Origin of the sequence: Bacillus cereus group sp. BfR-BA-01349, assembly GCF_022663795.1 — a bacterium.
Classification (GTDB): domain Bacteria; phylum Bacillota; class Bacilli; order Bacillales; family Bacillaceae_G; genus Bacillus_A; species Bacillus_A cereus.
Genome location: NZ_JAKUGE010000036.1, coordinates 1 through 26,603, shown reverse-complemented (window position 1 = coordinate 26,603; position 26,603 = coordinate 1). Strand labels below are relative to the sequence as shown.

The window sequence follows — 26,603 nt, the reverse complement described above, 5'->3', positions numbered from 1 at the left end:
AACTCCTTTTGTAAAAGGATTATTTTAATGTGTAGCGTTCTGAACGCTTTTCTAACATCTGTTGTACGATTGATAATAAGAAACAAATAACCCAATAAATAAGACCTGCTTCAAAATAAACAATTAAAAACTCGTAGTTCATCGCCGCAATTTCCTGCGCTTTTCGGAACATTTCTGTTACTAAAATTAACGATGCTAACGAAGTATCTTTCACTAAGCTAATAAATGTATTCAAAAGCGGCGGGATTGATACGCGCGTTGCTTGTGGTAAAATAACACGTTTTAATGCTTGTGGATATGTCATCCCAATTGTATAAGCTGCTTCCCACTGCCCTTTCGGAATGGAAAGGATAGAAGCACGAATAATTTCAGATGCATATGCACCGACATTTAATGAAAATCCAACAACTGCTGCTGTATATGGCTCAACTTCAATATTAAGAGTTGGAAGTCCATAGAAAATAATAAATAATTGTACAAGAAGTGGCGTTCCGCGAATGATAGATACATAGATACGAGCAATCCATTGTAAAATACGACTACCAGAAATACGTGCGAGCGCTGTTAACGTTGCCAGTATAATCCCGATAATAAATGTAATAAGCGTTAATGGAATTGTTGTAAAAACAGCTTCCTTCAGCATAGGCATGAAGGAAGTCTGCATAATATCTATCCAAGTAGACAATCGATCTGAAACCAATGCACTACTTAGATACATTTTCACCGAACCATTTTTTCGTTATTTTGTCATACGTACCGTCTTTTTTCATATCTTCTAACGCTTTATCTACTTCTTGTACAAGCCTAGTGCTACCTTTACGGAATAAGAATCCACTTTCTGAAGCTTCTTTTTCAGTATCTACAATTTTAATTTTTGCATCTTTTTTCGTTTCTAAATAATTTAATACTGATAACTTATCATTAATTGTAAAATCAACGCGTCCTGAAGCTAATAATTCTGCCGCTTGGCTAAATCCTTCTACACCAATAATTTCCGCACCGTTTTTCTTAGCAATATCTGCATAGTTACTCGTTAAAGATTGTGCTCCTTTTAAACCTTTTACATCAGCAAATGTAGCAGGCTTATCTTTATCTTTTGCAATAACTAATGCCGCTGAAGATGAAACGTATGGCTTAGAGAAATCGTATTTCTTTTGACGATCTTCACGAATACCAACTTCGTTTGCAACCATATCGAAACGTTTTGCGTCTAGGCCAGCAAGTAAGCTATCCCATTGTGTTTCTTTAAATACAGGTTTTACACCTAAACGTTTTGCAACTTCTTCCGATAGTTCAACGTCAAATCCAGTTAATTTATTGCTTGAATCGTGGAACGTAAATGGTGGATATGTACCTTCTGTACCAATTACAAGTTCACCGCTTTGTTTAATCTTTTGTAACGCGTCTTGACTAGCTGTATCTTTTTTCTCTTCTTTACCGCAGCCGGCTACAATCCCGATCGCTAATGTAGTTACTGCAAGCACTGAAAATAATTTCTTCATGACTGTAATCCTCCAAGTATTCTGATAGGAATTTAAAAACTATATTGATTGTATGCAATCTTGAACAATTTTTCAATGAAAATGTTCTTATTTAGTTTATCCTTTTTCTTCATAATCAAACAAAAGGGAAAAATAACGCTACATACAAAAAATAAGTAACATTTTTTAATATAGCATTTATGGAGAAAAAGGTAAAACAATACTTCTTATTTAACTGTCGTAATTCGCTAAAGAGTCGACATGTTCATCAATAAAAAAGAACTTGTGAAAATCACAAGTTCTCCTCCATGCATATTAAGCACTCTGATTGCCTTCCATTTGCGTTTTATACATATCGTAATAACGCCCGCGCTTTTTCATGAGTTCATCATGAGAGCCTTTTTCTAAAATGGTTCCTCTATCGAGCACAATAATTTGATCTGCGCTTTTAATCGTTGAAAGGCGGTGAGCGATAATAAATGTCGTTCTTCCTTTTTTTACAACTTCTAGTGCTTGTTGAATCATCGCCTCTGTTTCTGTATCAATACTAGACGTTGCTTCATCTAAAATTAAAATAGCCGGATCAAAAGCGAGCGCCCTAGCAAACGAAATAAGCTGACGTTCTCCAGTGGAAAGCGTACTTCCCTTTTCTGTAATTTCTTCATTTATATTGTTCGCAAATCTTTCAGCACCAACATCACGTAACGCCTTTACAATGCGCTCTTTTGAAATTTTTTCGTTCTCTAAGCTTACATTGGAAGCGACCGTCCCACTAAAAAGAAACGGGTCTTGCAGTACGATTCCCATATGTTCACGGGTTGCTTGTTTCGGCATCTCTTTTACATCGTGACCATCAATCGTAAGCTTTCCTTTTTCAAACTCATAAAATTGAAAGAGTACATTCATGATAGAACTTTTTCCTGATCCAGTATGACCGACAAGTGCCACTGTCTCGCCTTGTTTCGCTTCAAAAGAAATATTTTTTAACACTTCATCTTTTCCATTATAAGAAAATGATACATTATCAAATTTTACATTTCCTTTTAAACGAGGCATACGTTCTTCTTCTACCGCTTCCCCTTTTTCCTCTAACAATTCAAAGACACGTTCTGATGCAACGCGCGCTTGCTCTAAGTTTGCAAGCTGGTTCACCATATTCGTAATTGGCGAGAATAATCGTGTTAAATAATCGACGAATGCATACAGTACCCCAAGTGAAATAATACCTGTAGCACTTAATGACGCACCGCCGAAATACCAAATTACTCCTGTGAAAGCGATATTTCTTAATACGGCTACTAAGTTATGCGAAGTTGCTGCATTTAAATTCAAAATTTTATTTTGATACTTAAAATAATCGCCATTTAATTCTTCAAATTCTTTTTTCGTTTCACGCTCTTGACGGAACGCTTGAATAATTGGCATCCCTTGAATGGATTCATTCACTGTTCCGTTAATATCAGATAAACGAGAGCGCATTTTATGATTGTATACAGACGCGTATTTTCTATAAAGAATCGCCCAAACAATTAAAATTGGGATAATTAATAAACATAATGAAGCGAGCTTCACATCTAATAAAAATAACGCAGCGAATATCCCAATAATATAGATGATACTAGAAACGAATGTTGCCAGCACCGTTACATATAAATCACGAATGGCCTCTGTATCATTCGTCACACGCGAAACAATTTTCCCCGCCGGTAAATGATCAAAGTAACGAATTGGCAACGTTTGAATATGAGAAAACACATCTTCCCTCATAATTTGAATAATTTTGTTCGCTGCCTTTTGCAAGAAGAACTGCTTTCCGTATGCAAATAATGACACGACTACTAATAAAGCGAAATAGCCACCACCAAGTAATAATAGACGGTTTATTTCTGGCTTATAAAATGCAAACACTTCTTCCTTTGTTAATGCTTTCGCTTTATACACTTGCACCGCCTTACCATTTTGAACGGTAATCATATCCCCTTTTACAGTACGTGACCCTTCCGCATTTACTTTATTCGGTACAAAATAATATTGAAAACCGACTTGCATCACGCGTACTTCTTTTCCTTTTTTCTCACCTTCCTGGAAGCGATCGCTTCGCTTATAAAAGGTGCCATTATACGAAACAGCCTCTTCACTCTGTTCTGTTTCATACCAAGGTTTCTCTATCCCGACGATATGATCGTCAATCATCGTTTTAGCGACGAAAGGACCAGCAAGCTCTGCGATGACGAAAATAAATAACATTAACATCGCAGCAAAAATCGTCCCTTTCACTTTCATCGCGTATTGAAACAATCGTTTTGAAACGCTCATATTTTCACCCCACTATCCGCACTTTCACTTTCACCTTGTTGTCTTTCAAACTGCTCAGCAGACCAGCCTCCCTTTTGGATAAGCTGAGCATGCGTACCTTCTTCTATAACTGCACCTTCATCCATAACGAGAATCCAATCCGCATGTTGCACTGCAGATAAACGATGCGTCGTAATAATCGTCGTCTTTCCGCTTCTTTCCGTTCTTATATTTTCAATGATCGCTGCTTCCGTACGAGCATCTACAGCTGATAAAGAATCATCCAAAATTAATATTTCCGGATTTTGAATAACAGCTCGCGCAATTGAAATCCTTTGTTTTTGCCCTCCTGATAAAGAAACACCCTTCTCTCCAACGAGCGTTTCTAACCCTTCTGGCAAAAACTCTAAATCCTTTTTAAACGCAGCAATTTCAATTGCTTTCTCTAGTTCTTCTTCAGTCGCTTCCCTATTTCCGAATAAAATATTTTCTCGCGCTGTTTTTGAGAATAAAATATGCTCCTGCGGTACATAACCAATCCAGCCGAGTACATTTTCATTCGTCATTTTATCTAATGTCACATCAGAAACTGCAATATCCCCATCTCCAAGTGGATATTGACGAAGAAGCTGACGGACAAGCGTCGTTTTTCCACTTCCTGTTTTCCCGACAACCCCAAGCGTTTCCCCTTGTTTTAATGTAAATGAAACCTTCTTTAAATTTGTTTCAGTTGATGAAGGATATGAAAAGGTAACGTCATCAAACTGAATATAATCCGGCTCTTGCACAAGCTTTGGATGTTTCGGATTCTTTACATCTGGCTCATACGCTAACGTTTCATTCACACGGTCAAGCGAAGCATTTCCTCTTTGCATAACATTAATTAATTCACCAATTGCAAACATCGGCCAAATCATCATCCCTAAATACACGTTAAAAGAAACGAGTTCACCAAGCGTCACCTTTGACTGGAACACAAGGTATGCACCGTACACTAAGCCGATTAAATAACTAAGACCGACAAGCATTTTCACAGTTGGTTGGAATAATGCATCAATCTTTGCTACCTTCATATTTTTTTCGTAGACGTCATCTCCTAAATGATGAAATCTTTCCTCGTCTGCATTCTCTTGTACGTATGCACGAATAACGCGTACGCCAGCGATTGATTCAAGCACTTTATCGTTCATATCACCAAACGCATCTTGCGCAACTGTAAATCTTTCATGCAATTTCTTTCCATATATATTCATCGCATACGCCATAATTGGAAGCGGAATAAGCGCTGCAAATGTGAGCTCCCAACTAATTGTAAATCCCATCATAAAGACAATCGTAAGCATATATAAACTAGAATCCACAAGCGTTAATATACCAAAACCAGCTGTCATAGCGATTGCTTTTAAATCATTCGTTGCCCTCGCCATTAAGTCGCCAGTACGATTTTTTTGATAAAAAGTCGGCGTCATCTTAAGTAAATGCCCCATAAATTTAGAGCGCATCGTTTTCTCAAGTACAAATGCACCTCCAAACAATTGATGTTGCCATACAAAAGTAAGACCATACCCAACGATTGTAACCCCTATTAAAATAAGAATAGACTGTATAATAGCTTCGTTTGATAACGTTCCTGTTTTTATATTATCAATCGTAACCCCTAACACTTTCGGGGGAATAACTTCAACTATATTCACAATTAAAAGAGCTCCAATGGCGATACTATATCTCTTCCAATGCTCTTTAAAAAACCATTTTAACTTTAGTAATACTGATAACAATGTAACCTCTCCCTTCTCGTTCTCGTTTACCTCTCATTTCTTTATCCACTATCCAGACCCATCACATTTACATTTCGTAACCCATACAATCTCATCACATTTTTCCACCTTCCAAAGTTTTATATAGTAGCATGGAAAATAAACAAAAAAAAGCATACCGCCGCTTGACGATATGCACAAAAATGCATAAAAAGCGTACGTTACGATATACGCAACGTACGCTTTTTATAAGACAAAGATGCCCTATATATCCGTACGGGTTGCGTAATGATATGAATGTTTTCTGCCATTTAACAGAGCTAAGCCCATTACATTTACGATTACAATCATTACGCACACCCCCTTCATTTATTTTCCATTTATAATCTTACAACTTTATTGAGTATTCTGTCAATTGTTTTTTCACACTTCAAATAAAAATATATGATACACCATTTTGAAATAAGAGAATGTTCTGTAAGAAAGGGCATACAAAATAAAAAAGGAATAAGAAATCGTTTTCACAAACATTTCATTTGAAAAATGTTATCAACCCCCCTACAATCACCTTATACTCACTCTTACAAGTTGCTATTTTAGGAGGACTAATCATGACAACTAGCAATACGTACAAATTTTATTTAAACGGAGAATGGAGAGAAAGCTCTTCAGAAGAAACAATCGAAATTCCATCTCCATACTTACACGAAGTAATTGGACAAGTACAAGCAATTACTCGCGGAGAAGTAGATGAAGCAATTGCATCTGCAAAAGAAGCTCAAAAATCATGGGCTGAAGCTTCCCTACAAGATCGCGCAAAATACTTATATAAATGGGCTGATGAGCTCGTAAATATGCAGGATGAAATTGCCGATATCATTATGAAAGAAGTCGGTAAAGGATATAAAGATGCGAAGAAAGAAGTTGTTCGTACAGCTGACTTCATTCGTTACACGATCGAAGAAGCTTTACATATGCACGGAGAAAGCATGATGGGCGATAGCTTCCCGGGCGGTACAAAATCGAAACTTGCGATTATCCAACGCGCACCACTTGGTGTTGTATTAGCAATCGCACCATTTAACTACCCAGTAAACTTATCTGCTGCAAAACTTGCACCAGCATTAATTATGGGTAACGCTGTTATTTTCAAACCAGCAACTCAAGGTGCAATTAGTGGTATTAAAATGGTTGAAGCACTTCATAAAGCTGGCCTTCCAAAAGGACTTGTAAACGTAGCGACAGGACGCGGTTCTGTAATTGGTGACTACTTAGTAGAACACGAAGGCATCAATATGGTATCGTTCACAGGTGGTACAAACACAGGTAAACATTTAGCGAAAAAAGCTTCAATGATTCCACTTGTATTAGAACTTGGTGGTAAAGACCCTGGTATCGTTCGTGAAGATGCTGATTTACAAGATGCTGCAAACCATATCATAAGCGGTGCATTCTCTTACTCTGGTCAACGTTGTACAGCTATTAAACGTGTACTTGTACACGAAAACGTAGCGGACGAGCTTGTTAGCTTATTAAAAGCGCAAGTAGCTGAACTATCAGTTGGATCTCCAGAACAAGATAGCACAATCGTTCCATTAATTGACGACAAGTCTGCTGACTTCGTTCAAGGTTTAGTTGACGACGCTGTAGAAAAAGGTGCTACAATCGTTATCGGTAACAAACGTGAGCGTAACTTAATTTACCCAACATTAATCGATCACGTAACAGAAGAGATGAAAGTTGCTTGGGAAGAGCCATTCGGCCCAATCCTTCCAATCATTCGTGTTTCTTCAGATGAACAAGCAATTGAAATTGCTAACAAATCAGAGTTCGGTCTGCAAGCAAGTGTCTTCACTAAAGACATTAACAAAGCATTTGCAATTGCTAACAAAATCGAAACTGGTTCTGTACAAATTAACGGACGCACAGAGCGCGGCCCTGATCACTTCCCATTCATCGGTGTAAAAGGTTCAGGTATGGGTGCACAAGGTATTCGTAAGAGCCTTGAGTCTATGACACGTGAAAAAGTAACTGTATTAAACTTAGTTTAATCTTATAAAAAGAAGCTGATCTATTTATAGATCAGCTTCTTTTCTATATAAATACTTCCAAAAAACGGAGTATTTCGTTCTACTTCCGATTTGGTTTTCCAAATCGAACTAAAACATGCCATAATAATTTTAATTCCTGAAGCACCTCTTCATACGTTCCGCGATCACTCCAGGATAGTGGATTCCTTTTCAAATCCACTACAGCTGAGCCAATTATATGTGCATCGATACAATTATTTCGTGCAATGCGTTTTGCCAAAGATGGCATTTTTGAACCTCTAAAATCCATCGGAACTTCATCCACCGTAAGTACAAAACCGATGTGCCAATACAAATCTATAGCATACTTCAGGCAAATTTCTTCTAAAACTTTCCCTACATCCGTACCCTTAAATGAAGGATCTGCAACAAGCGCCTCCACGTCTTCTTTAAGAGAAATCTCTCCATGAATTTGCGCTTCAATATAATGATTAAGATTACGGGCTGGCTCTTTGCTTACTAAATCTATAAACGGCCTTTTCAGGTTAGCTAGTAAATGATTAATTAATATTGTTGGCGTCAAATTCCCTTCACCAATTGCAAAATCTCTTACGAATGTCTCTTCCAAAAGAGCAGCTAAAATCATATCAAACTCCTCATAAGTCCCCTTTTCTTTCGGATCTTGATGCGAATCTAAATATGTATATGTAGAGCGCGAAGAAACTTTTGGAGATAAGAGAAAATAACATGAACCAAAACGCGGAGCCGGCCCATCTGGATGTAACATTAAATTTAGCGCTCCGTATTTTGGCCGTTGATCATTCGTTACGCCTTCTAATTGATATGCCCCTCCAAATATTCTCTTTTCCCAAAGGTCACGTTCACCACCAGGATAAGCAGATACGCTTCCATTAGATAGCAATGTTTCAAACTGACTTTTATATACTCCTTGCTCAAACAGTGCTTCAGCAACACTTTTCATATTCGAATCTAGTCTGTCTGGATGAAAGTGTAAAGCAATCCTTGCATGAGATTTTAAATTAGCGACAGCTTCTTCAAATATTTCATCTGTAATATTAGACATTTTAAGTATATGATTAATCGTTGCTTTAGCCCCACGTTTTTCGTTCTCTGCATATTTTGAAATATACTCTAAAGCAAATAATTGAGATCTTAATAATTCCATAATCCAATCTCCCCTTTAATTGAACTGCCCTTAAACACTTCAATTAAAAGCTTATTCTTTCCTTCTTATGAAACGAACCTCATTTATTAAAAAAAGTAATTTACTAAATCTTAATTATGTATACACGCATTTTTCATAGGCAAATGTACACATTCTACAGAAATTTGATACCCTAGCCATCGCTCAGCGATATGTTCAAATGATAAAACAGATCCCGTTGTAAAAAAGCGATGCTTCGGATTCAGATTGTCAGACAAAATTCCTTTATGCTGTAAAATGGTACTTAACTCTATCGCTGTTTCTTCTGCCGAACTAATAATCGTTACAGCCTCTCCTAACTCACTTTTAATCACAAACTCTTCTCTATAATCTGATTATTACTATATCCATTGACGTATAAAAATTCATTTGTTACTCTTAAAAACGTTAATTTAATATTTAAATCCTCATTCGTATCTCGGTGAGGTAGAGGTTGCAATCATTAAGAGTATCATTTCAGGAGATGTAGTGGCATTGATGAAGGAATGAGAAAGGAATGTTTGCCGAAGTAAGTCGTGTCCACCATGCACGCTTGCTGGGTCTGCATTTAATAAGTGCAGAACTGTCACAAACGTTTCGTTTGTGGAGAGCTATCGAGAGGTATGTCGTGGGTTTCTTATAAGATAGAAAGCATGTAGCGGCAAATTACGTGCTTTTTTTGTTTTGTTTGGGACTTCTCTTCCTGACTTAGGAAGACATACATATCTCCTCGCTTGACTTGGTTATACTAACTTTGGAGGTATTTTCTATGCAACAAAAAAAATGGGGCTTTTGGGTACTAACAGCTTTCGTTGTCGGTAACATGGTTGGCGCTGGTATTTTCATGGTGCCAAGTACGTTGGCACAAACAGCAAGCCCACTCGGTGTCACTTTAGCTTGGTTAACTACAGGGTTTGGTGTTTTAATGCTAGCTCTTGTTTTCGGTAATTTAGCAATTCGTCGTCCTGATTTAACGACAGGACCACAAAGTCATGCATATGCTTTATTCTCAACACCAAAAAAGAAAAAAATGGCTGGATTCAGTATGGTATGGGGATATTGGGTTGCAAACTGGGCAAGTAACGTTGCCATCATTACATCATTTGCGGGATATTTATCACTCTTCTTCCCAATTATGAAAGATACGCGACTACTATTTTCAATCGGCTCGTTTAACGTAGAAGTCGGAAAACTAATTACATTTACGATTTGTTCCATCTTACTTTGGGGAACTCATATTATATTAACGAACGGTGTAAGCGGAGCTGGAAAACTAAACTTCTTAACAACAACAACGAAAGTAACTGGATTCCTTTTATTCATCGTCGTTACGTTATTTGCATTCGAAGCTTCTAAGTTTGGACAATGGTACACACCGATGATTGATAAATCAGGTGCATCACACGGTCTTCTTTCACAAGTAAATTTAGCTGCTCTTACAACGCTTTGGGCGTTTATCGGAATTGAATCAGCCGTTCTTTTATCAAACCGTGCTGTTTCTCCAAAAACGGTAAAACGTGCAACAGTTGCGGGATTACTTATTACAGTTGCGATTTACTTAGGAATCACAATTTTAACAATGGGTGTACTTCACGTTGATAAATTACAAGCTTCTGAACGTCCATTAGCAGATGCACTAAATGCTGCAATGGGTCATGGCGGCGGGAAACTGATGGCATTACTTGCTCTTACTTCCCTGTTCGGTTCCATCTTAGGTTGGATCTTATTAAGCTCAGAAGTACCGTATCAAGCAGCAAAAGAAGGTTTCTTCCCTTCCTTCTTCACGAAAACAAATAAAAAAGGAAGTCCAATTTACTCATTACGATTAACAAACATTATGTCGCAAGTGTTCTTATTCTCAACATTATCAGGAACAATTGCGGAAGCTTATACATTCGTTATTACCGTATCAACACTAGCCTACCTCATTCCATATCTCGTTTCGCCAATCTTCCAGTTAAAACTAGTCGCAACTGGTGAAACATATAAAAATGAAATGCGGGCAAGAATTACAGATGGTATAGTCGCAGTGATTGCACTTTGCTACGCACTATGGGTTATTAAAACGGGCGCATCCGATATAAAAACGTTCCTTCTCGGAATTGGTTTATTCGTAATCGGCTTTGCCTTCTATCCATTAATGAATCGTGATCAGAAAAAAAATAACGAAAAGAAAAACGGGCAAGTTGCATAACGCAATTTGCTCGTTTTTTCTTTTATAAAACATATATAATAGAACAAAGAGGTGAAAAACATGTCAATTGAATCACTATGGAGCAGTCGCTTCCAACAACATATGCAAAATATCATTACATACTTTGCACGTATGATTAACGGTTTACTATATAGCTTTATCTTTATTTCATGCGTTGGTGCATATTATTATGCTCAGTTTCTAAAAGCATCTCCTTCTAAAGGAATATCTTTAATAATTATAACGATTGTACTTACGTTCATTATAACGAGATGCCCTATCCGTACATTTATTCAGAAACCTGACGCTGTCTATTTACTAGCACTAGAAGAGAAATTAACATCTTATTTCAAAAAATCTCTTCTATATAATTACATCATTCAGCTTTTTCCATTATTATTTACGTTCCTTATTCTCGTACCACTTGCACTGCAATCATTGCAATTAACGGTTCCTTTCTTATGTACAATCTTTATCGTTTTAATGGTTACGAAAGCTTGGAACATGTACATACATTGGATGTGGCGCGATAGTCATGAAAAAAATATATGGCTGATCATCCGTATTACTTGTAACGCCCTAATCATTTACATGCTGTTTTATTCCGCAAATGTTCTCATATTGGGCGGACTACTCTTACTACTTGCTTTCCTACTTCTATACACGAAAAAACAGCCTACAAAACGAATACCGTGGGATTACATAATCGAGCAAGAAGAAAAAATGAACGTTCGTTTTTATCAATTTGCTAGCATTTTTACCGATGTTCCGCAACTGAATAAACAAGTAAATAAAAGAAAATGGCTTACAAATTGGATTGAACCTTTATTACATAAAAAACAAGCAACTTTCTTCTATTTACATACACTCGCATTTTTACGTGGGAATGATTATTTCGGTATATATATTCGCTTAGGATTAATTGGTGCCTTCGCATTATATTTTATACCAAATATATACGTAAAAGGCGCTATCGCTTACATCGTTCTATATATGATTTCTATGCAGCTCCGTTCACTGTGGAAATATTTTTCGGGAAATATTATTGCAACATTATATCCGATTGGTACTGCAGAAAGAATGAAGCAATTTCTTAGCTTAATCTTTATATTTCTAAGCATTCAACTCATTGTATTTTCGATTGTTATACTCATTGCTACAGGTCAATTTTTACATAGCCTTATCATTATGATTGTCGGGTTACTCTGGATCAAATTTATTATTGTATCAAAAACGAAGCAACGCGTTTCTTCGTTTTAACGAAAAGAAATATCTTAAACGCCAAGGTGAAAATAAATTATCCTTGGCGTTTTTATTTTGCTTCCTCAAACAAGAATCACTGAAACAACCGATATTTTATGATTTTTACATACAAAAACGATAATACATGTTTACGACCTAATAAAAAGGGTATCTATTAATTAACAGAGTAAAGGAGGGGCCTATATTGTGAATAAAAAAACGGAACAATTGAAGCATCACGTTACTGACAATCAATGCAAACATGCTTTAACAACAAATCAAGGGGTAAAAATAGCTGAAGATGAATTTTCTTTAAAGATGGGCTTAAGAGGCCCAACCTTAATGGAGGATTTCCACTTTCGCGAGAAAATGACCCATTTTGATCACGAACGAATTCCCGAAAGGATTGTTCATGCACGCGGGGTTGGCGCTCATGGTTATTTTCAGCTTTATGAATCTTTAGAAACATATACGAAAGCAGATTTTCTTACTAATCCTTCAAAGAAAACACCTGTATTTGTACGGTTCTCAACCGTTCAAGGTTCTAAAGGATCCAACGACACAGTAAGAGATGTACGCGGATTCGCCACAAAATTTTATACAGATGAAGGAAACTATGATTTAGTGGGTAATAATATGCCAGTATTCTTTATCCAAGATGCTATTAAATTTCCTGATTTTGTCCATGCAGTTAAACCAGAACCACATAATGATATTCCTCAAGGAGCTAGCGCTCATGATACCTTTTGGGACTTTGTTGCGCATAATCCTGAGTCCACTCATATGGTCATGTGGCAAATGAGCGACCGAGCTATTCCGCGTAGTTTACGAATGATGGAAGGTTTTGGAGTTCACACATTTCGACTCATTAACGCAGAAGGAAAAGCCCATTTCGTAAAGTTTCACTGGAAACCTACCCTCGGGGTTCATTCATTAGTATGGGATGAAGCTCAAAAGATTGCCGGGAAAAATCCTGATTTTCATCGTCAAGATTTATACGAAGCAATTGAAAAAGGGGATTATCCTGAATGGGAGCTTGGATTACAGCTAATTCCAGAAGAAGATGAACATAAATTTGATTTTGATATTTTAGATCCAACGAAATTATGGCCAGAAGAAGAAGTTCCTGTAAAATTAGTTGGTAAAATGACACTCAATAAAAATGTTGATAACTTCTTTGCTGAAACAGAGCAGGTAGCTTTTCACCCTGGTCATGTCGTACCAGGTATTGATTTTTCAAATGACCCTCTTCTGCAAGGAAGATTATTCTCCTATACAGATACACAATTATCTCGTTTAGGGGGCCCTAATTTCCATCAAATTCCTATTAATCAGCCTGTATGTCCTTTTCATAATAATCAACGTGATGGTATGCATCAAATGCAGATTCATCGCGGTCAAACAAGCTATCATCCTAATGGATTAAATAACAATCAACCTGCAACCGTCCAAGCCGAACAAGGAGGATATGAACATTATCAAGAAAAGATTGATGGGCATAAAATTAGAGGTCGCAGTAAAAGCTTTCTTAACTTTTATTCTCAGGCTAAACTTTTCTACAATAGTATGAGCCCTATTGAAAAGCAGCACATAAAAGAAGCTTTTTGCTTTGAAGTTGGGAAGTGTAAATCAGACATGGTGAAGGCAAATGTAATTGCTCTTCTAAACCACGTCGATCGTCAATTAGCACAAAAAGTCGCTAACATTATTGGAGCTCCTTTACCTAAGGAAAATCACGAAGTAAATTCAGATGCAAAATCACCTGCACTAAGTATGTCCAATACTATTTTTAAATCTGATTCCAAAAATGTTGCAATTCTATTAAATGGTGACCCAAGCGTCTCACTTCTGTCCGAATGGATTCAAGCTTTTGTACAACACCGAATTAACTATAGCATCATAGATAATAAAATTTATCAGTTCAATGATTCCATTAAAGTAACTGATACTTATACAACAACAGACTCCTCCCTTTTTGATGCAGTATTAGTGTTTAGTAGTGAGTCTGTCATTCAACCCCCTGTTTTAGAATTTGCAGAAACTACTTTTAAACATTTTAAACCGATAGCTCATGTCCTTAGTAATCCTCATGCTTTGGACCATAGTAAGATTAAACTGGATGGAGCAGGAGTTTACAACTTAACAAATACTTCAATTGAATCATTTATAGAAGGCATTGCCCAAGGAAGATTCTGGAGCCGATAATATAATATAATATAATATAAGGAGCGGATTAGAATGAGTAAAAAAATTGCTATTTTAATAACGGATTATTTCGAGGATACAGAATACACAGAGCCAGTAGAAGCTTTTAAACAAAAGGGATATGAATTAACAACTATTGAAACGGAAAAAGGTAAAACGGTACACGGTAAGCAAGGAAAAAGTGAAGTCGTGATTGATAAAAGTATTGATGATGTTTCTCCAGAGAACTTTGATGCCCTCTTCATACCGGGTGGATTTTCTCCAGATATACTTCGTGCCGATGAACGTTTTGTTCGCTTTAGTAAAGCATTTATGGATGCGGAAAAACCTGTTTTCGCTATTTGTCACGGACCTCAGCTACTCATCACTGCACAAACACTTGAAGGACGCGATGTAACTGGATATAAATCTATTGAAGTCGATTTAAAAAATGCCGGCGGGAACTTTCATGACAAAGAGGTTGTCGTATGTCAAAATCAGCTAGTAACAAGTAGACAGCCAGAGGACATCCCAGCGTTTATTGAAGAATCGTTGCGTATATTGGGATAGTTATTATAGGTTAGCCAAAATAGCTGTTTAGCTACTTTGGTTAACCTTTTGATTTGTATAAAAAACAAAAAGAATCTCATTTTCAATAATCTTTTGAGACCCCCTCTTTTCTTGCCCCCAAATTTCTAATCACTTTTCATAGGCATTTCTCATATAGTGAAAATGACTATACGATTCCTATCCATAAGTTAAATAATGATTTTACACATATATAAATAAAAAAAGATGGGAGCCTTATTTATGAATAACAATCCACCTTCAACGCCCCCAAATCCAACGGAAACGAATAATAATGAAGTGAGCTTACAAACGTTACGCATCATTGGGCTTATTGTACTGATTAGTGGCTACATATTAGTAGCACTTTCTGAAGTAGGCACATTAAAAAATCTTTTACTACAGCCTAGTACTACTCCAAATTTAGCTGAAGTTGATCCGTTCTAAAAATTATATAAAAAGCGAGTCCCAGTATAACTGGTTCGCTTTTATATAGTTTCATCCAATTTGAGAAACATTTCTCTCATCCTCATACTGCTCTTTCCCTATCGCCTTCATAAATAATAAAATACTGCTCATACCAACGATAAAGTACAGAGCACTCATACCCCAAGATGCAATAAATGAACCTAGCATAACACCTAATGCCCCGTTCATTTTTGCCACTTGAAAGACCATTCCGTTAATCGCCATATAAGAACCTCTTGCCTCATTTGGCACCATATCTGCCATAATAGATTGACGCACTGGCACATACATCATCTCGCCTACTGTTTGGAAAAGCCCTGCAATTAATAAAATCCATAAGCTATTGCTCGTTCCGAGTATTGTAAATCCAATCGTGTAAATAAATAAGCCTACATATAAGATTTTCAAATCGTTGAAGCTTTTCAGCATTTTAATAAGAAGTGCTGAACATAACACAACTAAAATTGTATTCTCTGCAGAAATCCAGCTCAGCATGCGAATACCTGTTAAATCAAACGTAAAACCATTCCCGAATAAAAAGTGCACCGTTTCAAATTCCTTCTGCAAACGTACCCCTAAATAATTATTAATTTGAAACTCTAACGATAATGTACATATACTCGCTGCACAAAAAATTAAAAATGCTTTATCTTTCATCACGACTTTATAACTATCTGCCATATCTTTTAATACATTTTTCTTCTCCATCGTTTTTCGTGCTACATACACTTCTTCCATATACACAGCCATCACATATAAAGTCATAATGGCAACAAGCGTTAATACGATAAACAATTGTAGTCTATAGTTTTCAAATAGTAATCCTCCAAATATCGCTCCAATCGCAATCGATAAATTAATAGCCCAGTAATTAATGCTGTACATCACTTTTCGATTTTCAGGTGTACTCACATCAATTAACATCGCTTCTGTCGCAGGATTCATAAGTCCCGATCCTAAACTATTCACTAACATAAACACAAATGTTAACCACGGTGAGTCAACGTAATCCGAATTCGCAACTCCCATACAAGCAATGGAAATGACTTGTATACTTTGACCGATAATCATAACCTTTTTACGCCCAAGCCGGTCTCCAACATATCCACCGTATAAACCAATTACTAATGAAGCTATGACATTAATAAGTAGTAACGCACCAGCAATCGCACTACCTAACTTTATGGAAAAATAAATCGCCATAAATGGAAAAATCATCGTAGACACAGTACGTGTTAAAAACGATGTTATAATTCTAATTTTTATATTTCGATGCATACTCCAAAATCCCATTGTTTCCCCTCCTTATGCTTACTTATTTTACTTTGAAAAAAAGGAAGAAAAAGGTTAGAATATTCTAAAGAGTTTCCCCTTTTATGATAGAAGGAAGTGTATATATGAAAATTATGGACTATTACATTAGACTAAGACTACATGCACAAGATCAACAACATATGCGAAATAGCTTACAAGAATTAGCGGATGTTTTATATTGCAGTACGAAAAACGTAAAGATTTTATTAAAGAAAATGAGCGAGGAGCAATTAATTAGCTGGACTCCAGGGCGAGGCCGCGGACATAAAACGGAAATTCTATTTATACATAATTTCGTAGAAGCGATTGAGTCCTATACAGATGAACTGTTAGCACAAGAAAAATTAAAAGATATCTTTCTTCTTTTAAAAGAACCCCTACCCCTTGCACTTCAAAAAAAGATAGAAAATAAACTACATCATCATTTTGGATACGAACCTTCAAATGATATGTACGACGTATTAAAGATTCCTATATCGAGAAAGATATTCCCATTAGATCCGGCTTTTGTGGCTGTAACTACAGAGAGTCATCTTACGAGTCAAATTTTTGATACGTTAGTCGTCTATAACGATGTTACTGAAAAAATGGAGCCTCACATTGCGCATACATGGGAATTAAGTGAAGATGGACTTACGTGGACCTTTTATTTACGAAAAAATATATATTTTCACAATGAATCAATTTTAACTTCTAAAGATGTACAGTTTTCATTTGAAAGACTAAAGCAAGTTCAATCCCCTTTCGAATGGTTAACAGAAGAAATTGTTCAAATTGAAACACCATCACCACTGCAAATTCGATTCCATTTAGCAAAACCAAATTTATTTTTCTTACACTATGTAAGTTCAATGCAGCTCGCAATTTTACCGCGTGATACGAGTATTCAAAATCATCATTATATAGGTACTGGACCTTTCAAACTTGCTCATTACTCTGAAGATAATATCGTACTCGAAGCGTTCACCCATTATTTTAAAGAGCGTGCGTTATTAGATCGTATTGAATTTTGGGGTATTCCTGACCATGTGCAAATAGATGCTGATTATGAACTACCAAACGAAGAGGAAAATGAAAGGCATGATATACAAATAGAAGAAATAGGTTGTATTTATGCTAGCTTCAACTTTACAAAACCTGGTCCTCATCACGACATTTACTTTCGAAAAGCTTGGAGAGAACTATATGATGTTGAAATGATACTTCGTAACATAGAGGGTAGACGGACAATTGCTGCATCAAGCTTTTTCCCTGATAGAAGCCGCCTTGCAACAAGAAGATCCTACTCTTTAGAAAAGGCAAAAGAGTATTTGAAAAAGAGTACATATAATGGAGAAACGATACATATTTACTTCTTCGCATTTAAAGATAGTGCAAATGATGCATATTTCTTAAAAGAACGATGTGAAAGTTTAGGTATACAAGTAGAGCTTCACCCATTTCCCGTTTCAGATTATATGAATCGCTCTATTGATAAACATGCTGATATTATTTTCATGGGAGAAGTCTTTGCTGCCAATCATGAAATTGCATTCTTAAATGTATTTAAAAATAAAAGTTGCTTCGTAAATCGGTTCATGGACCCGCACTACGAAAAACAAATTAACTGTTTACTAGATATATTTTTACTAGAAGAAAATAAAGAAAAGCGCTATGAACTCATGTATGAGATTGAAGAGTTTTTACAAGCAGAATATATCATTTTATTTAACTATAACGTTTTAAAAAGAAAAACATACCCTTCTTCTTTAAAAAACGTAACAATTGATTCATTCGGTTGGGCAAATTTTGCGAAGTTATGGATACAGCCATCCATGTCTTAAAATATGAGTCATTATAAAAGGAGAAGGTACTACATCCTTAGTAGTACCTTCTTCACATACTATTATTTAATTACTCCATCTAAGTGATCTTTCAAGTTCAATAAATACTTCTCTATATCCGGATTCTTCACCACATCATAACAAGCAAAACTCTTTAACGGACTCATACCGAGAAACTTCTGCACGCGATGTAAATGACTAAGCGCTGATTCTAAACTTTCTCCTTCAAAGAACTTCGTCTTATCTCCAAATGCTTTTTCAGGTGCATTCCAAGTTGTAGAGAACATATACTCTTTCTCTTTTAATAAACCACCTGTTCCATATTCATCAGCACCTTTAAAGAACAAACCGTATTCATATACTTCATCCATATACGTTTTAAATAAGCCTGGTACACTAAACCAGTAAATTGGCGTTTGATAAATCACAACATCGGCCCATAAAAACTTCTCTTGTTCTTCTTTAATACTATAACCATCTTGAATCGTTGTTGTTTTCACATGATGCTTCTCACTTAATACCGTTACCATATAATCTACTAACGTTTTATTTAATCGTCCTTCCTTTGTACCGTATTTTTCATGTCCATTTATAATAAATATATTTTTCATCGTTTTTCTCTCCCCTATATGATCTACTCTTCAGCTATTAAGCCGAGTTGCTGCTGTAGTGTAAGATTATCTTCTAAATGCCAATCGTCTGTTATCTTTCCGTCTTTCACATGTAAAATATCAATTGCAAAAAAATTAATTTTCTTACCATTATGCGTTCCTGTAAAAGAAAGACGGGCCGTTACTTTATCACCAACAACTAATAAGTCTTCAATCTCGCAATGTATATCAGGCACAACTTTACGAAAATTTTGCGCTGCAAACTTTAATCCTTCAATGCCTTGTGGTCGCCCTTTCGGCAATGTATTATCGAAGAAATCTTTAGTAACAGTCTGCGGAATAAGTTCCTCCTTACCTGTATCCCAAAATGCATAAAAACGCTGCGCCGCATGAACCATTTCTGTCGCTTCTTTTTTACTTAGTGAGGGATCAATTGTCATTGCTTTTGGCTTTGGCAGTTCTTTTAATAACTGAACTTCAGTTTTTTGTTCCACACCACATGCTACAAGCACAATACAAATAACAAACAAACTAAGAAATCCAAGTAACTTTTTTAACCCCATGGAAATCACCACCTCCTTATATAAATCCTTTTTGTTTCGTATTGCTATTGTATATGCACTAACTTCCTTTATGGAAGTAGTGATATTTTTTCATATAGTTACCAAAAGTATAGTTTTGTGATACTATAAAGCAAATTCATCTAAAAAAATTTTATGGAGGCTAGTTCCATGAGCAATATAGATTCAGTTGAATTAACGAAAGGTTTACCGGGCATACCTTGTCCTATCGCTAAAACGCTTGATGTAATTAGTACAAAATGGACGTTTTTAATCATTCGTGATCTTCTTATCGAAGGAACATTACGCTTTAGTGATTTACAAAAATCAATGGATGGTATTAGTCCAAAAACATTATCGCTTCGACTAAAAGAATTAGAGTCTCAAGGCATTATAACGAGAAAAGTATATCCAGAAGTTCCGCCTCGTGTAGAGTACACATTAACGGATAAAGGAAAGCAATTAGAGGGGATTTTTATTGAATTAAAACGGTTTGGATTAAGTCTATAAAATGAAACTTTAATTGGGATTTTACAGGATAAAACAAAAACCCCTTACCGTCGTAAGGGGTTTTATTACTTCGCAAAACTCTCAGCCAACTGTTTCTCTCTCCACATAAATGTAATGCCGAGACCAACTATTAAAACAACTCCTGAAAATGCATATGGATAATGAATATTCATATCAAATAATATTCCGCCCATCGCTGGCCCTGCGATATTTCCTAAACTCGTATAAGTCGAGTTCATACCAGCAACGAATCCCTGCTCTTTTCCAGCTGCTTTTGATAAAAACGTTGTTAAAGCTGGACGAAGTAAATCAAATGCTAAGAAAATGAAGCAAGTAACGAGAAGTACAATCCAATAATTAAAGACTACAGTTGAGACGAATGCTAATACTGCACCTACAATTAAACATATTTGGATTAATACTTTCTCACCGAACATGTCTACCAATTTGCCAAACATAAATACTTGTACAACTACCCCAAAGATTGAACTAATTGTAATAATTGCTGCAATATCTTTCGGCGAGAAACCAAATTTATGATCAGAGAATAAGCTAAACACCGTTTCATACGCTGATAATCCAAATGCGAGTACAAATACGATAATAAATGCAATTGCATACATTGGATGTAATGATTTCTTTAAATCCCCAATAAAACTTGATTCTTTCGTATTAGAAGAAATCTCTGCAAGTTCTTCTTTTGTTAACGGTTCTTTTAAAATAAAGATTGAAATCACACATGCTATAAAGGCAATTGCTGCTGCAACGAAAAACGGCACACGTATACCGTATTCTGCAATAAATCCGCCGATTCCAGGACCTATAATGAATCCAGTACTAATAGCCGCAGATAAGTATCCCATCGCCTTTGGACGTTCCTGAATAGATGTAATATCCGCAACATATGCCGTAACACCAGGCATAATAAAAGCAGCACTAATTCCGCCTAACACCCTTGCTACATAAAGCATCCATACATCTTTTCCTAATCCAAAAAGAAGTTCTGAAACACCAAAAATAAATAATCCAATGATGATCATTTTCTTCCTACCGTAAAGGTCAACCCATCGGCCTGTAATAGGTGAAGTAATGAGCTGAGCCATTGCAAACACTGCAACGAGATATCCCATCGTCTTCCCTGTTAAATGCATGTCATTCATAAAGGACGGCATAACCGGAATGATTAATCCCGTCCCTAAAAAAGCGATAAATATATTACTCAAAAGAATGACCAATACCATCTTTTGTTCTTTTATCGGTTTCTTCACTTTTAACACCTCTTCCCGTAAGCTCCTCCCCAAAAATAATGCCCAAGAAGCTTTTTCTTTATCCTGCTATTTGTGGGCTAGTAATGAGTGAAGATGCCTCCACTCATTAGAATTTCACTCTATCCTTCCACACATACATAAATATCAGATGAATGACTATCATTCAGTTTTCCTCAAAAATGAACCTACCTTTTCAGACAGGTTCATCTCACTATTTCTTTATATGTAGTGCATGTGTTAAAAAATCTAGTACTTCTGCCTTTTGCAAATCCACTTGCTCATCATCTTTATGATCATATAAATACACTTGTTCCGCTGCTGATTCAACTAGAGCGATAAATAACTTCGCTGTTCGCTCTGCGTGAACCGAATCACGAATTTCACCGGCTTCTTTTGCCTCATTTAAAAATTCACTTAGCCACATATAAAGAGGCTCATACACAGCTTCCCATTCTTTTATATGTTCTGTAGATGCAAGACCAGCATACATTAAAGCTTGTATTTCACGATATTCAGCTATAAAGTGAAACACCGCATCTATTACTTGCGTCACTTTACTTGAGAAAGGCGCATCGTTTTGCACTTTTTCTTTCACTGCAAGTATCATCTTTTCAACCATCACTTCTGCTATTGCAGGCATAACAGATAACTTAGAAGGAAAATATAAATAGAAAGTTCCTTGCGCAATGCCAGCTAATTTCACGATATCAGAAATCTTCGTTTTTTCGACGCCCTTTTCCTGAAACACTTCAATAGCTGCATAGACAATTTTCTCTTTTTTATTCATCATCTAAACCCTTTCACACGCATATTGAATGACTGTCACTCATTTTATAAGATAATCGATTGTACTGTCAATGATAGTGAACTCTAAGAGGAAATCATTTTTTTATAATAAAATCTCCTAATAAACAATTAGGAGATAAAAATACAATATATCTTTAAGAAAGTGCCTTTAATCCTGTCACTCCACATACAATAAGAAACACACTAATGATACGCGCTTTACTTTTCGACTCACCAAACAAGAACATGTTTAACAAAACTGCACCTGCTGTTCCGATACCAATCCAAACCGCATACGCGACACTTACTTGTAAAAATAAGAAGGAAGTATACAAAAATGCGAAGGATGTAGCAAACCCACCTATATAAATCGCACCATTGGCTAATGTCTTATCTTTACTATACATTTTAAGTCCTATCACACCGACTATTTCACTAATTGCAGCACAAAATACGAAAAACCAACCCATTTTTAAGCAACTCCTTCCACAGTTTCTTCTTTATTGTCAGCTAACTTTAAACCGATAACGCCGGCTACTACCATAAGAATGAAGAATAGTTTGCCTGCACTGAAACTTCCACCGAAAAGAAATACATCCATTAAGAAAGTACCTACCGTACCAGCTCCAGCGAAAATAGCATATACAGTTCCTGTTGCAAGATGTTCACACGCTTTAGAAAGGAAGTGAAAATCAACAGCGATAACTCCTAAAATAATAATCCAATGCCACCAAGTATTAGCCGTATTAAAACCAAACACCCAAAAAATTTCAAAGATACATGTTAATATGACATATAACCAAGCTCTATTTTTCATACCTCTCACCTCTCATGACTGACTATCAGTCATTTTTTTGTTTTAAAAAAATATACTCTTTCATCAATACTATATAAAAACAAATATCATCCTCATTTACCATTTATATTTGTTCCGTTTCCAAGTAAACTGCATCCTGTCATACAAAATGACTGAATGTCATTCATATATATTGTACATGAACATTTTAAAAACTGTCAATGCCGAAAGTTTATTTAAAATTTCTTTCATCTGATTTGTATATTTCCTAATAATCTGTCAATAATGCTAGTAACATAATATTTTCTCCACTCCCCCTTGGAGAGATCCCTTGAATGGAGCAGTTAGCTTTTGCTAGCTGCTCTTTTTTATTTGCCAACACACTATGAGATCAAATCCATGTTTATCCTATAACTAAGGAGCGAATTTTGTTTTCTATTTATTTTCCAAAGAGGCCTTGTATGCAATAATTTTATTCTCAAGCATCTTCTCTGTAACCTCTAAGTTTTCTCTTTGAATCTGAATAGATTTCCTATGATCTTCTAGGAGCTGTAAACGAGCTTCTGTTGTATGCGCCCCTTCTGTATATAATCTAGCGTATTCTCTTATTTTCGCTATTGGCATTTGCGTTTGTTTTAATTTCATTACAAACTGCAACCACTTTATATGTGACTCTTCGTAAAGTCGATTTCCATTTGTATCACGATTTGCAATTAATATATTTTCCTTTTCATAATAACGTAGTGTATGTGTGCTCACGCCTAATAATTTTGCTACCTCACTAATTGTGTACATACTAAAACTCCCTCCACATGCTTACCCTCATATATTTTATGACCGTATCAAATTTATAAAAAACATTTGACTTAGAGTATACTCTAACAAATACAATCTAACCATAAATGAATTTGAATTTAGGGGGATTTTATATGAAATATACGGTTATTACTGGTGCAAGTTCCGGAATTGGTTATGAAGCAGCTTTAGCATTTGCATCTCGCGGGAAAAATTTAGTACTTGTAGCTCGAAGACAAGAAGAATTAGATGGATTAAAATTGAAAATTAACGAAATGCATCCAGAGTTGGATGTTGTCATTCGACGAACTGATTTATCTGTTACTGAAGATGTTTATAAACTTTATGAAAGCCTACAAGCTTTTCAAATTGAAACGTGGATTAATAACGCAGGTTTTGGTAATTTCGCCTCAATTGCCGAACAAAATTTAAATAAAATCGAGACGATGTTGCATGTCAATATAGAAGCACTAACAATACTCTCTTCTCTTTTCGTTCGAGATTATTCAATGGTTGATGGAACACAGCTTATTAACGTTTCATCGGGCGGCGGATACACGATTGTTGCTGATGCTGTTACGTATTGCGCTACGAAATTCTATGTAAGTGCATTTACAGAAGGGCTGTCTCACGAACTGAAAGAACAAGGCGCAAAACTGCAAACAAAAGTTTTAGCTCCTGCTGCAACTGAAACAGAATTTGCGAAACGTTCATTTGATATTGATGAATTCCAATACGATAATGTTGTACCAAAATTCCACACTGCAAAACAAATGGCACAATTTATGCTCGATCTTTATGATAATGATAAAGTTGTAGGAATTGTCGACGGTTTAACGTATAACTATGAACTTAAAGATCCACTTTATAATTTTGCCGTGAGACAAAAGAATTCAAATTCTTAATAACCTGTCCATTTCTTATGGAAATATATATTCCCACTATATATGTAAATAATAGTGGGAACTTTTTCCCTATAAATTTTTCATCCAACATACCGCACCATCGCCACTTCATCACAATAATCCACCTTTGGACAATGTCTACAATCAATCCATACTTTCTCTGGCAACGCTTCTTTATTTATAAAATCAAATCCACACTTTTGAAAAAATACTGTTTCATATGTTAAGGAAATTACTCTTCTTACATTTATTTTCGTAGCTTCCTCCATTACATGATTTACGAGCATACGCCCTATCCCTTTCCCTGCATATGTATGCGAAACTACTAACGATCGTATTTCTGCAAGATCTTCTCCTAATACATGCAATCCAGCAACTCCAACAATTCTCTCGTCTTCTTTCATAACATATAAACATTGCAAATATTGATAAAGAGACAAAAGAGAACGTGGTAAAACAACTCCCTCTTTTGCATAAACCTCAATAAGACTATAAATTTCTTTCACATCACTCGTCACCGCATTACAGATTTTCATATTACATCCCCTTGCCCTCGATATTAATATTTATAACTTTAAATGAATTTTAATTCATAATTTTATATAATCATACAGCTCTCTTTTCTCCTCGTCAATCACTTTATACAACCAAAAAACCAAGCAATCTAATCGATGCTCGGTTCCTCATCTCGTATCGGCAATACTGTTGAATATTTAATTTCACGAAGTGCCAAACTCGTCTGTATACGTGTAATACCAAGCTTATTCAGCTTTCTAATAAACTGCTCTAGTTCTTTACGATCACGATTTGCAACCTTTAATAAATAATCGTACTCTCCTGTTAAACAGTGACATTCTAACACTTCCGGCATTGATTCTAATTCTTTCTCCAACACTTCCAACTTGTCAAATTGATGAATATTCGTACTCATAAAAATAAAGCATAATAAATCAAACCCAAGCTTTTCTTGATTTAAAATCGCAACTTGCTTATCGATGAAACCTTCCCCATCTAACCTTTTTATTCTTGCATGCATCGCAGCCGGTGATAAATTAACGCGACGTGCCAGCTCTGCATTACTTACTTGTGAATCCTTCTGCAATATATCTAAAATTTGTACATCCAAATCATCCAACACTTTAATAACAGACGACTCCATTACAATTCCTCCTTTTTTCTTACCGATGATTATTCGAAAAAACAACTTATAATTTATATAAAACTGAATATTTTTCTGTAAATATCATTTTAAACTAAATATTTTATCGAGTTTTCACCATTATACAAAAGAATATATTACATAATAAAGAAAAATGCTAAAATTATTTACAATTAGTATTGATTACAAAAAAGGGGATTTTATCATGCCTTATTTTTACGTCTTTTTACTATTACTAACGAGCTTATTATGGGGAGGAAATTTCGTCGTTGGAAAATCACTCGTCGATCATGCATCACCGATGACACTGACAAGTTTAAGGTGGCTGATTGCGATTGTTTGTTTATTACCAATGGTATGGTTTAAAGAAAAGAAAATCCTTCCACCACGTACCGCAATACTTCCGTTAATATTGATGGGAATTTCAGGAGTCGCTCTTTTTAACATCTTTCAATTTTTAGCATTAGAAAAAACATCCGCTACGAATGTAGGGTCGGGTAAGTCGGAGTCCTCGCGGACTCTTTCTCCCCTCAGAACCGGACTTGTCCGTTTCCAAACATCCGGCTCAAGCCTTCTTTTTATCCCAAACAGCTAGTCGTTCTTCATCCATCATACGCCATTCTATTACCTGGATTCTTTCTCGAGGCGTTAATG

24 protein-coding genes, 2 pseudogenes and 1 riboswitch are annotated in these 26,603 nt (G+C 35.9%); of the genes and pseudogenes, 10 read left to right on the top strand and 16 right to left on the bottom strand.

Annotated features, from left to right (window positions below):
- Window positions 1–19: 19 nt before the first annotated feature.
- From MR169_RS19080 to MR169_RS19065, 4 genes are all read right to left on the bottom strand, one after another.
- On the bottom strand, window positions 20–718 hold the full coding sequence (locus tag MR169_RS19080) for an amino acid ABC transporter permease (RefSeq protein WP_242319843.1): 699 nt from the start codon (window positions 716–718) through the stop codon (window positions 20–22).
- Complete coding sequence (locus MR169_RS19075) at window positions 705–1,502, bottom strand: amino acid ABC transporter substrate-binding protein (RefSeq protein ID WP_242319842.1); 798 nt, start codon at window positions 1,500–1,502, stop codon at window positions 705–707. The genes MR169_RS19080 and MR169_RS19075 overlap by 14 nt, the downstream gene beginning before the upstream one ends.
- A 294-nt stretch (window positions 1,503–1,796) precedes the next feature.
- Window positions 1,797–3,797, bottom strand: coding sequence for an ABC transporter ATP-binding protein (locus tag MR169_RS19070; protein ID WP_000116657.1), 2,001 nt, complete (start codon window positions 3,795–3,797; stop codon window positions 1,797–1,799).
- Window positions 3,794–5,554: an ABC transporter ATP-binding protein gene (locus tag MR169_RS19065; RefSeq protein WP_242319841.1), complete on the bottom strand. Its 1,761-nt coding sequence runs from the start codon at window positions 5,552–5,554 to the stop codon at window positions 3,794–3,796. The genes MR169_RS19070 and MR169_RS19065 overlap by 4 nt, the downstream gene beginning before the upstream one ends.
- A gap of 590 nt (window positions 5,555–6,144) precedes the next feature.
- On the opposite strand from MR169_RS19065, the gene gapN reads away from it, so the two are divergent.
- Window positions 6,145–7,584 (top strand): NADP-dependent glyceraldehyde-3-phosphate dehydrogenase, encoded by a 1,440-nt coding sequence (gene gapN, locus MR169_RS19060; RefSeq protein WP_242319840.1) that lies wholly within the window; start codon window positions 6,145–6,147, stop codon window positions 7,582–7,584.
- A gap of 79 nt (window positions 7,585–7,663) precedes the next feature.
- Here the strand turns inward: gapN and MR169_RS19055 are convergent, their stop codons facing one another.
- Window positions 7,664–8,749, bottom strand: coding sequence for a DUF3626 domain-containing protein (locus MR169_RS19055; protein ID WP_000422023.1), 1,086 nt, complete (start codon window positions 8,747–8,749; stop codon window positions 7,664–7,666).
- A 110-nt stretch (window positions 8,750–8,859) separates the two neighbouring features.
- Window positions 8,860–9,108: pseudogene (locus tag MR169_RS19050) on the bottom strand (glutamate racemase); the annotation flags it as partial.
- A gap of 99 nt (window positions 9,109–9,207) precedes the next feature.
- Window positions 9,208–9,389: riboswitch (Lysine riboswitch) on the top strand.
- Window positions 9,390–9,536: 147 nt separating this feature from the next.
- Here MR169_RS19050 and MR169_RS19045 point away from each other — a divergent pair.
- From MR169_RS19045 to MR169_RS19025, 5 genes are all read left to right on the top strand, one after another.
- Window positions 9,537–10,961: an amino acid permease gene (locus tag MR169_RS19045; RefSeq protein WP_242319839.1), complete on the top strand. Its 1,425-nt coding sequence runs from the start codon at window positions 9,537–9,539 to the stop codon at window positions 10,959–10,961.
- A 60-nt stretch (window positions 10,962–11,021) separates the two neighbouring features.
- The gene (locus MR169_RS19040; RefSeq protein WP_000021400.1) at window positions 11,022–12,221 is read left to right on the top strand and encodes an ABC transporter permease; all 1,200 of its coding nucleotides are present in this window, start codon (window positions 11,022–11,024) and stop codon (window positions 12,219–12,221) included.
- A gap of 189 nt (window positions 12,222–12,410) precedes the next feature.
- On the top strand, window positions 12,411–14,408 hold the full coding sequence (locus MR169_RS19035; RefSeq protein ID WP_001036538.1) for a catalase: 1,998 nt from the start codon (window positions 12,411–12,413) through the stop codon (window positions 14,406–14,408).
- Window positions 14,409–14,441: 33 nt separating this feature from the next.
- Window positions 14,442–14,957: a type 1 glutamine amidotransferase domain-containing protein gene (locus tag MR169_RS19030; protein WP_000037541.1), complete on the top strand. Its 516-nt coding sequence runs from the start codon at window positions 14,442–14,444 to the stop codon at window positions 14,955–14,957.
- A 240-nt stretch (window positions 14,958–15,197) separates the two neighbouring features.
- Window positions 15,198–15,401 carry a hypothetical protein gene (locus MR169_RS19025; RefSeq protein ID WP_001063862.1) on the top strand — a complete coding sequence of 68 codons (204 nt, stop codon included), beginning with the start codon at window positions 15,198–15,200 and terminating at the stop codon, window positions 15,399–15,401.
- Window positions 15,402–15,452: 51 nt separating this feature from the next.
- Here MR169_RS19025 and MR169_RS19020 read toward each other — a convergent pair whose 3' ends face one another.
- Window positions 15,453–16,715 (bottom strand): MDR family MFS transporter, encoded by a 1,263-nt coding sequence (locus MR169_RS19020; RefSeq protein WP_000508215.1) that lies wholly within the window; start codon window positions 16,713–16,715, stop codon window positions 15,453–15,455.
- Window positions 16,716–16,798: 83 nt separating this feature from the next.
- On the opposite strand from MR169_RS19020, the gene MR169_RS19015 reads away from it, so the two are divergent.
- A complete protein-coding gene (locus tag MR169_RS19015; RefSeq protein WP_242319838.1) occupies window positions 16,799–18,559 on the top strand; it encodes an SgrR family transcriptional regulator in 1,761 nt (586 codons plus the stop codon).
- A gap of 62 nt (window positions 18,560–18,621) precedes the next feature.
- Here MR169_RS19015 and MR169_RS19010 read toward each other — a convergent pair whose 3' ends face one another.
- Both MR169_RS19010 and MR169_RS19005 read right to left on the bottom strand, forming a co-directional pair.
- Window positions 18,622–19,170, bottom strand: coding sequence for an NAD(P)H-dependent oxidoreductase (locus MR169_RS19010; RefSeq protein WP_000789187.1), 549 nt, complete (start codon window positions 19,168–19,170; stop codon window positions 18,622–18,624).
- Between the two features lie 23 nt (window positions 19,171–19,193).
- A complete protein-coding gene (locus MR169_RS19005; RefSeq protein ID WP_000523323.1) occupies window positions 19,194–19,733 on the bottom strand; it encodes an ester cyclase in 540 nt (179 codons plus the stop codon).
- A gap of 168 nt (window positions 19,734–19,901) precedes the next feature.
- Here MR169_RS19005 and MR169_RS19000 point away from each other — a divergent pair, with 168 nt between their 5' ends.
- Entirely contained in the window at window positions 19,902–20,240 is a 339-nt protein-coding gene (locus MR169_RS19000; protein ID WP_000065120.1) for a winged helix-turn-helix transcriptional regulator, read from the top strand.
- Window positions 20,241–20,305: 65 nt separating this feature from the next.
- On the opposite strand, the gene MR169_RS18995 is transcribed toward MR169_RS19000, so the two are convergent.
- From MR169_RS18995 to MR169_RS18975, 5 genes are all read right to left on the bottom strand, one after another.
- Window positions 20,306–21,508, bottom strand: coding sequence for an MFS transporter (locus MR169_RS18995; RefSeq protein WP_242319837.1), 1,203 nt, complete (start codon window positions 21,506–21,508; stop codon window positions 20,306–20,308).
- 211 nt (window positions 21,509–21,719) lie between these two features.
- Window positions 21,720–22,298: a TetR/AcrR family transcriptional regulator gene (locus MR169_RS18990; RefSeq protein WP_001999151.1), complete on the bottom strand. Its 579-nt coding sequence runs from the start codon at window positions 22,296–22,298 to the stop codon at window positions 21,720–21,722.
- Between the two features lie 151 nt (window positions 22,299–22,449).
- Window positions 22,450–22,764, bottom strand: coding sequence for a DMT family transporter (locus tag MR169_RS18985; RefSeq protein ID WP_000539671.1), 315 nt, complete (start codon window positions 22,762–22,764; stop codon window positions 22,450–22,452).
- Between the two features lie 2 nt (window positions 22,765–22,766).
- A complete protein-coding gene (locus MR169_RS18980) occupies window positions 22,767–23,111 on the bottom strand; it encodes a DMT family transporter (protein WP_000796019.1) in 345 nt (114 codons plus the stop codon).
- A gap of 414 nt (window positions 23,112–23,525) precedes the next feature.
- A complete protein-coding gene (locus tag MR169_RS18975; RefSeq protein ID WP_000288064.1) occupies window positions 23,526–23,885 on the bottom strand; it encodes a MerR family transcriptional regulator in 360 nt (119 codons plus the stop codon).
- A 134-nt stretch (window positions 23,886–24,019) separates the two neighbouring features.
- Between MR169_RS18975 and MR169_RS18970 the strand changes: the two genes are divergently transcribed.
- Entirely contained in the window at window positions 24,020–24,790 is a 771-nt protein-coding gene (locus MR169_RS18970) for an SDR family NAD(P)-dependent oxidoreductase (protein ID WP_000878074.1), read from the top strand.
- Between the two features lie 80 nt (window positions 24,791–24,870).
- Here MR169_RS18970 and MR169_RS18965 read toward each other — a convergent pair whose 3' ends face one another.
- Together MR169_RS18965 and MR169_RS18960 are read right to left on the bottom strand one after the other, a co-directional pair.
- Window positions 24,871–25,326 carry an N-acetyltransferase gene (locus MR169_RS18965; protein ID WP_000686663.1) on the bottom strand — a complete coding sequence of 152 codons (456 nt, stop codon included), beginning with the start codon at window positions 25,324–25,326 and terminating at the stop codon, window positions 24,871–24,873.
- 128 nt (window positions 25,327–25,454) lie between these two features.
- Window positions 25,455–25,949 (bottom strand): Lrp/AsnC family transcriptional regulator, encoded by a 495-nt coding sequence (locus MR169_RS18960; protein WP_000446088.1) that lies wholly within the window; start codon window positions 25,947–25,949, stop codon window positions 25,455–25,457.
- A gap of 205 nt (window positions 25,950–26,154) precedes the next feature.
- On the opposite strand from MR169_RS18960, the pseudogene MR169_RS18955 reads away from it, so the two are divergent.
- A pseudogene (locus tag MR169_RS18955) lies at window positions 26,155–26,442 on the top strand (EamA family transporter); the annotation flags it as partial.
- Window positions 26,443–26,603: the final 161 nt, after the last annotated feature.

Excerpts from the sequence above, each read along its gene's own strand:
- MR169_RS19080 (WP_242319843.1), bottom strand. The coding sequence starts at position 718 with ATGTATCTAAGTAGTGCATTGGTTTCAGATCGATTGTCTACTTGGATA.
- MR169_RS19075 (WP_242319842.1), bottom strand. The coding sequence starts at position 1,502 with ATGAAGAAATTATTTTCAGTGCTTGCAGTAACTACATTAGCGATCGGG.
- MR169_RS19070 (WP_000116657.1), bottom strand. The coding sequence starts at position 3,797 with ATGAGCGTTTCAAAACGATTGTTTCAATACGCGATGAAAGTGAAAGGG.
- gapN (WP_242319840.1), top strand. The coding sequence starts at position 6,145 with ATGACAACTAGCAATACGTACAAATTTTATTTAAACGGAGAATGGAGA.
- MR169_RS19055 (WP_000422023.1), bottom strand. The coding sequence starts at position 8,749 with ATGGAATTATTAAGATCTCAATTATTTGCTTTAGAGTATATTTCAAAA.
- MR169_RS19045 (WP_242319839.1), top strand. The coding sequence starts at position 9,537 with ATGCAACAAAAAAAATGGGGCTTTTGGGTACTAACAGCTTTCGTTGTC.
- MR169_RS19040 (WP_000021400.1), top strand. The coding sequence starts at position 11,022 with ATGTCAATTGAATCACTATGGAGCAGTCGCTTCCAACAACATATGCAA.
- MR169_RS19030 (WP_000037541.1), top strand. The coding sequence starts at position 14,442 with ATGAGTAAAAAAATTGCTATTTTAATAACGGATTATTTCGAGGATACA.
- MR169_RS19025 (WP_001063862.1), top strand. The coding sequence starts at position 15,198 with ATGAATAACAATCCACCTTCAACGCCCCCAAATCCAACGGAAACGAAT.
- MR169_RS19020 (WP_000508215.1), bottom strand. The coding sequence starts at position 16,715 with ATGGGATTTTGGAGTATGCATCGAAATATAAAAATTAGAATTATAACA.
- MR169_RS19015 (WP_242319838.1), top strand. The coding sequence starts at position 16,799 with ATGATAGAAGGAAGTGTATATATGAAAATTATGGACTATTACATTAGA.
- MR169_RS19010 (WP_000789187.1), bottom strand. The coding sequence starts at position 19,170 with ATGAAAAATATATTTATTATAAATGGACATGAAAAATACGGTACAAAG.
- MR169_RS19005 (WP_000523323.1), bottom strand. The coding sequence starts at position 19,733 with ATGGGGTTAAAAAAGTTACTTGGATTTCTTAGTTTGTTTGTTATTTGT.
- MR169_RS19000 (WP_000065120.1), top strand. The coding sequence starts at position 19,902 with ATGAGCAATATAGATTCAGTTGAATTAACGAAAGGTTTACCGGGCATA.
- MR169_RS18990 (WP_001999151.1), bottom strand. The coding sequence starts at position 22,298 with ATGATGAATAAAAAAGAGAAAATTGTCTATGCAGCTATTGAAGTGTTT.
- MR169_RS18985 (WP_000539671.1), bottom strand. The coding sequence starts at position 22,764 with ATGGGTTGGTTTTTCGTATTTTGTGCTGCAATTAGTGAAATAGTCGGT.
- MR169_RS18980 (WP_000796019.1), bottom strand. The coding sequence starts at position 23,111 with ATGAAAAATAGAGCTTGGTTATATGTCATATTAACATGTATCTTTGAA.
- MR169_RS18975 (WP_000288064.1), bottom strand. The coding sequence starts at position 23,885 with ATGTACACAATTAGTGAGGTAGCAAAATTATTAGGCGTGAGCACACAT.
- MR169_RS18970 (WP_000878074.1), top strand. The coding sequence starts at position 24,020 with ATGAAATATACGGTTATTACTGGTGCAAGTTCCGGAATTGGTTATGAA.
- MR169_RS18965 (WP_000686663.1), bottom strand. The coding sequence starts at position 25,326 with ATGAAAATCTGTAATGCGGTGACGAGTGATGTGAAAGAAATTTATAGT.
- MR169_RS18960 (WP_000446088.1), bottom strand. The coding sequence starts at position 25,949 with ATGGAGTCGTCTGTTATTAAAGTGTTGGATGATTTGGATGTACAAATT.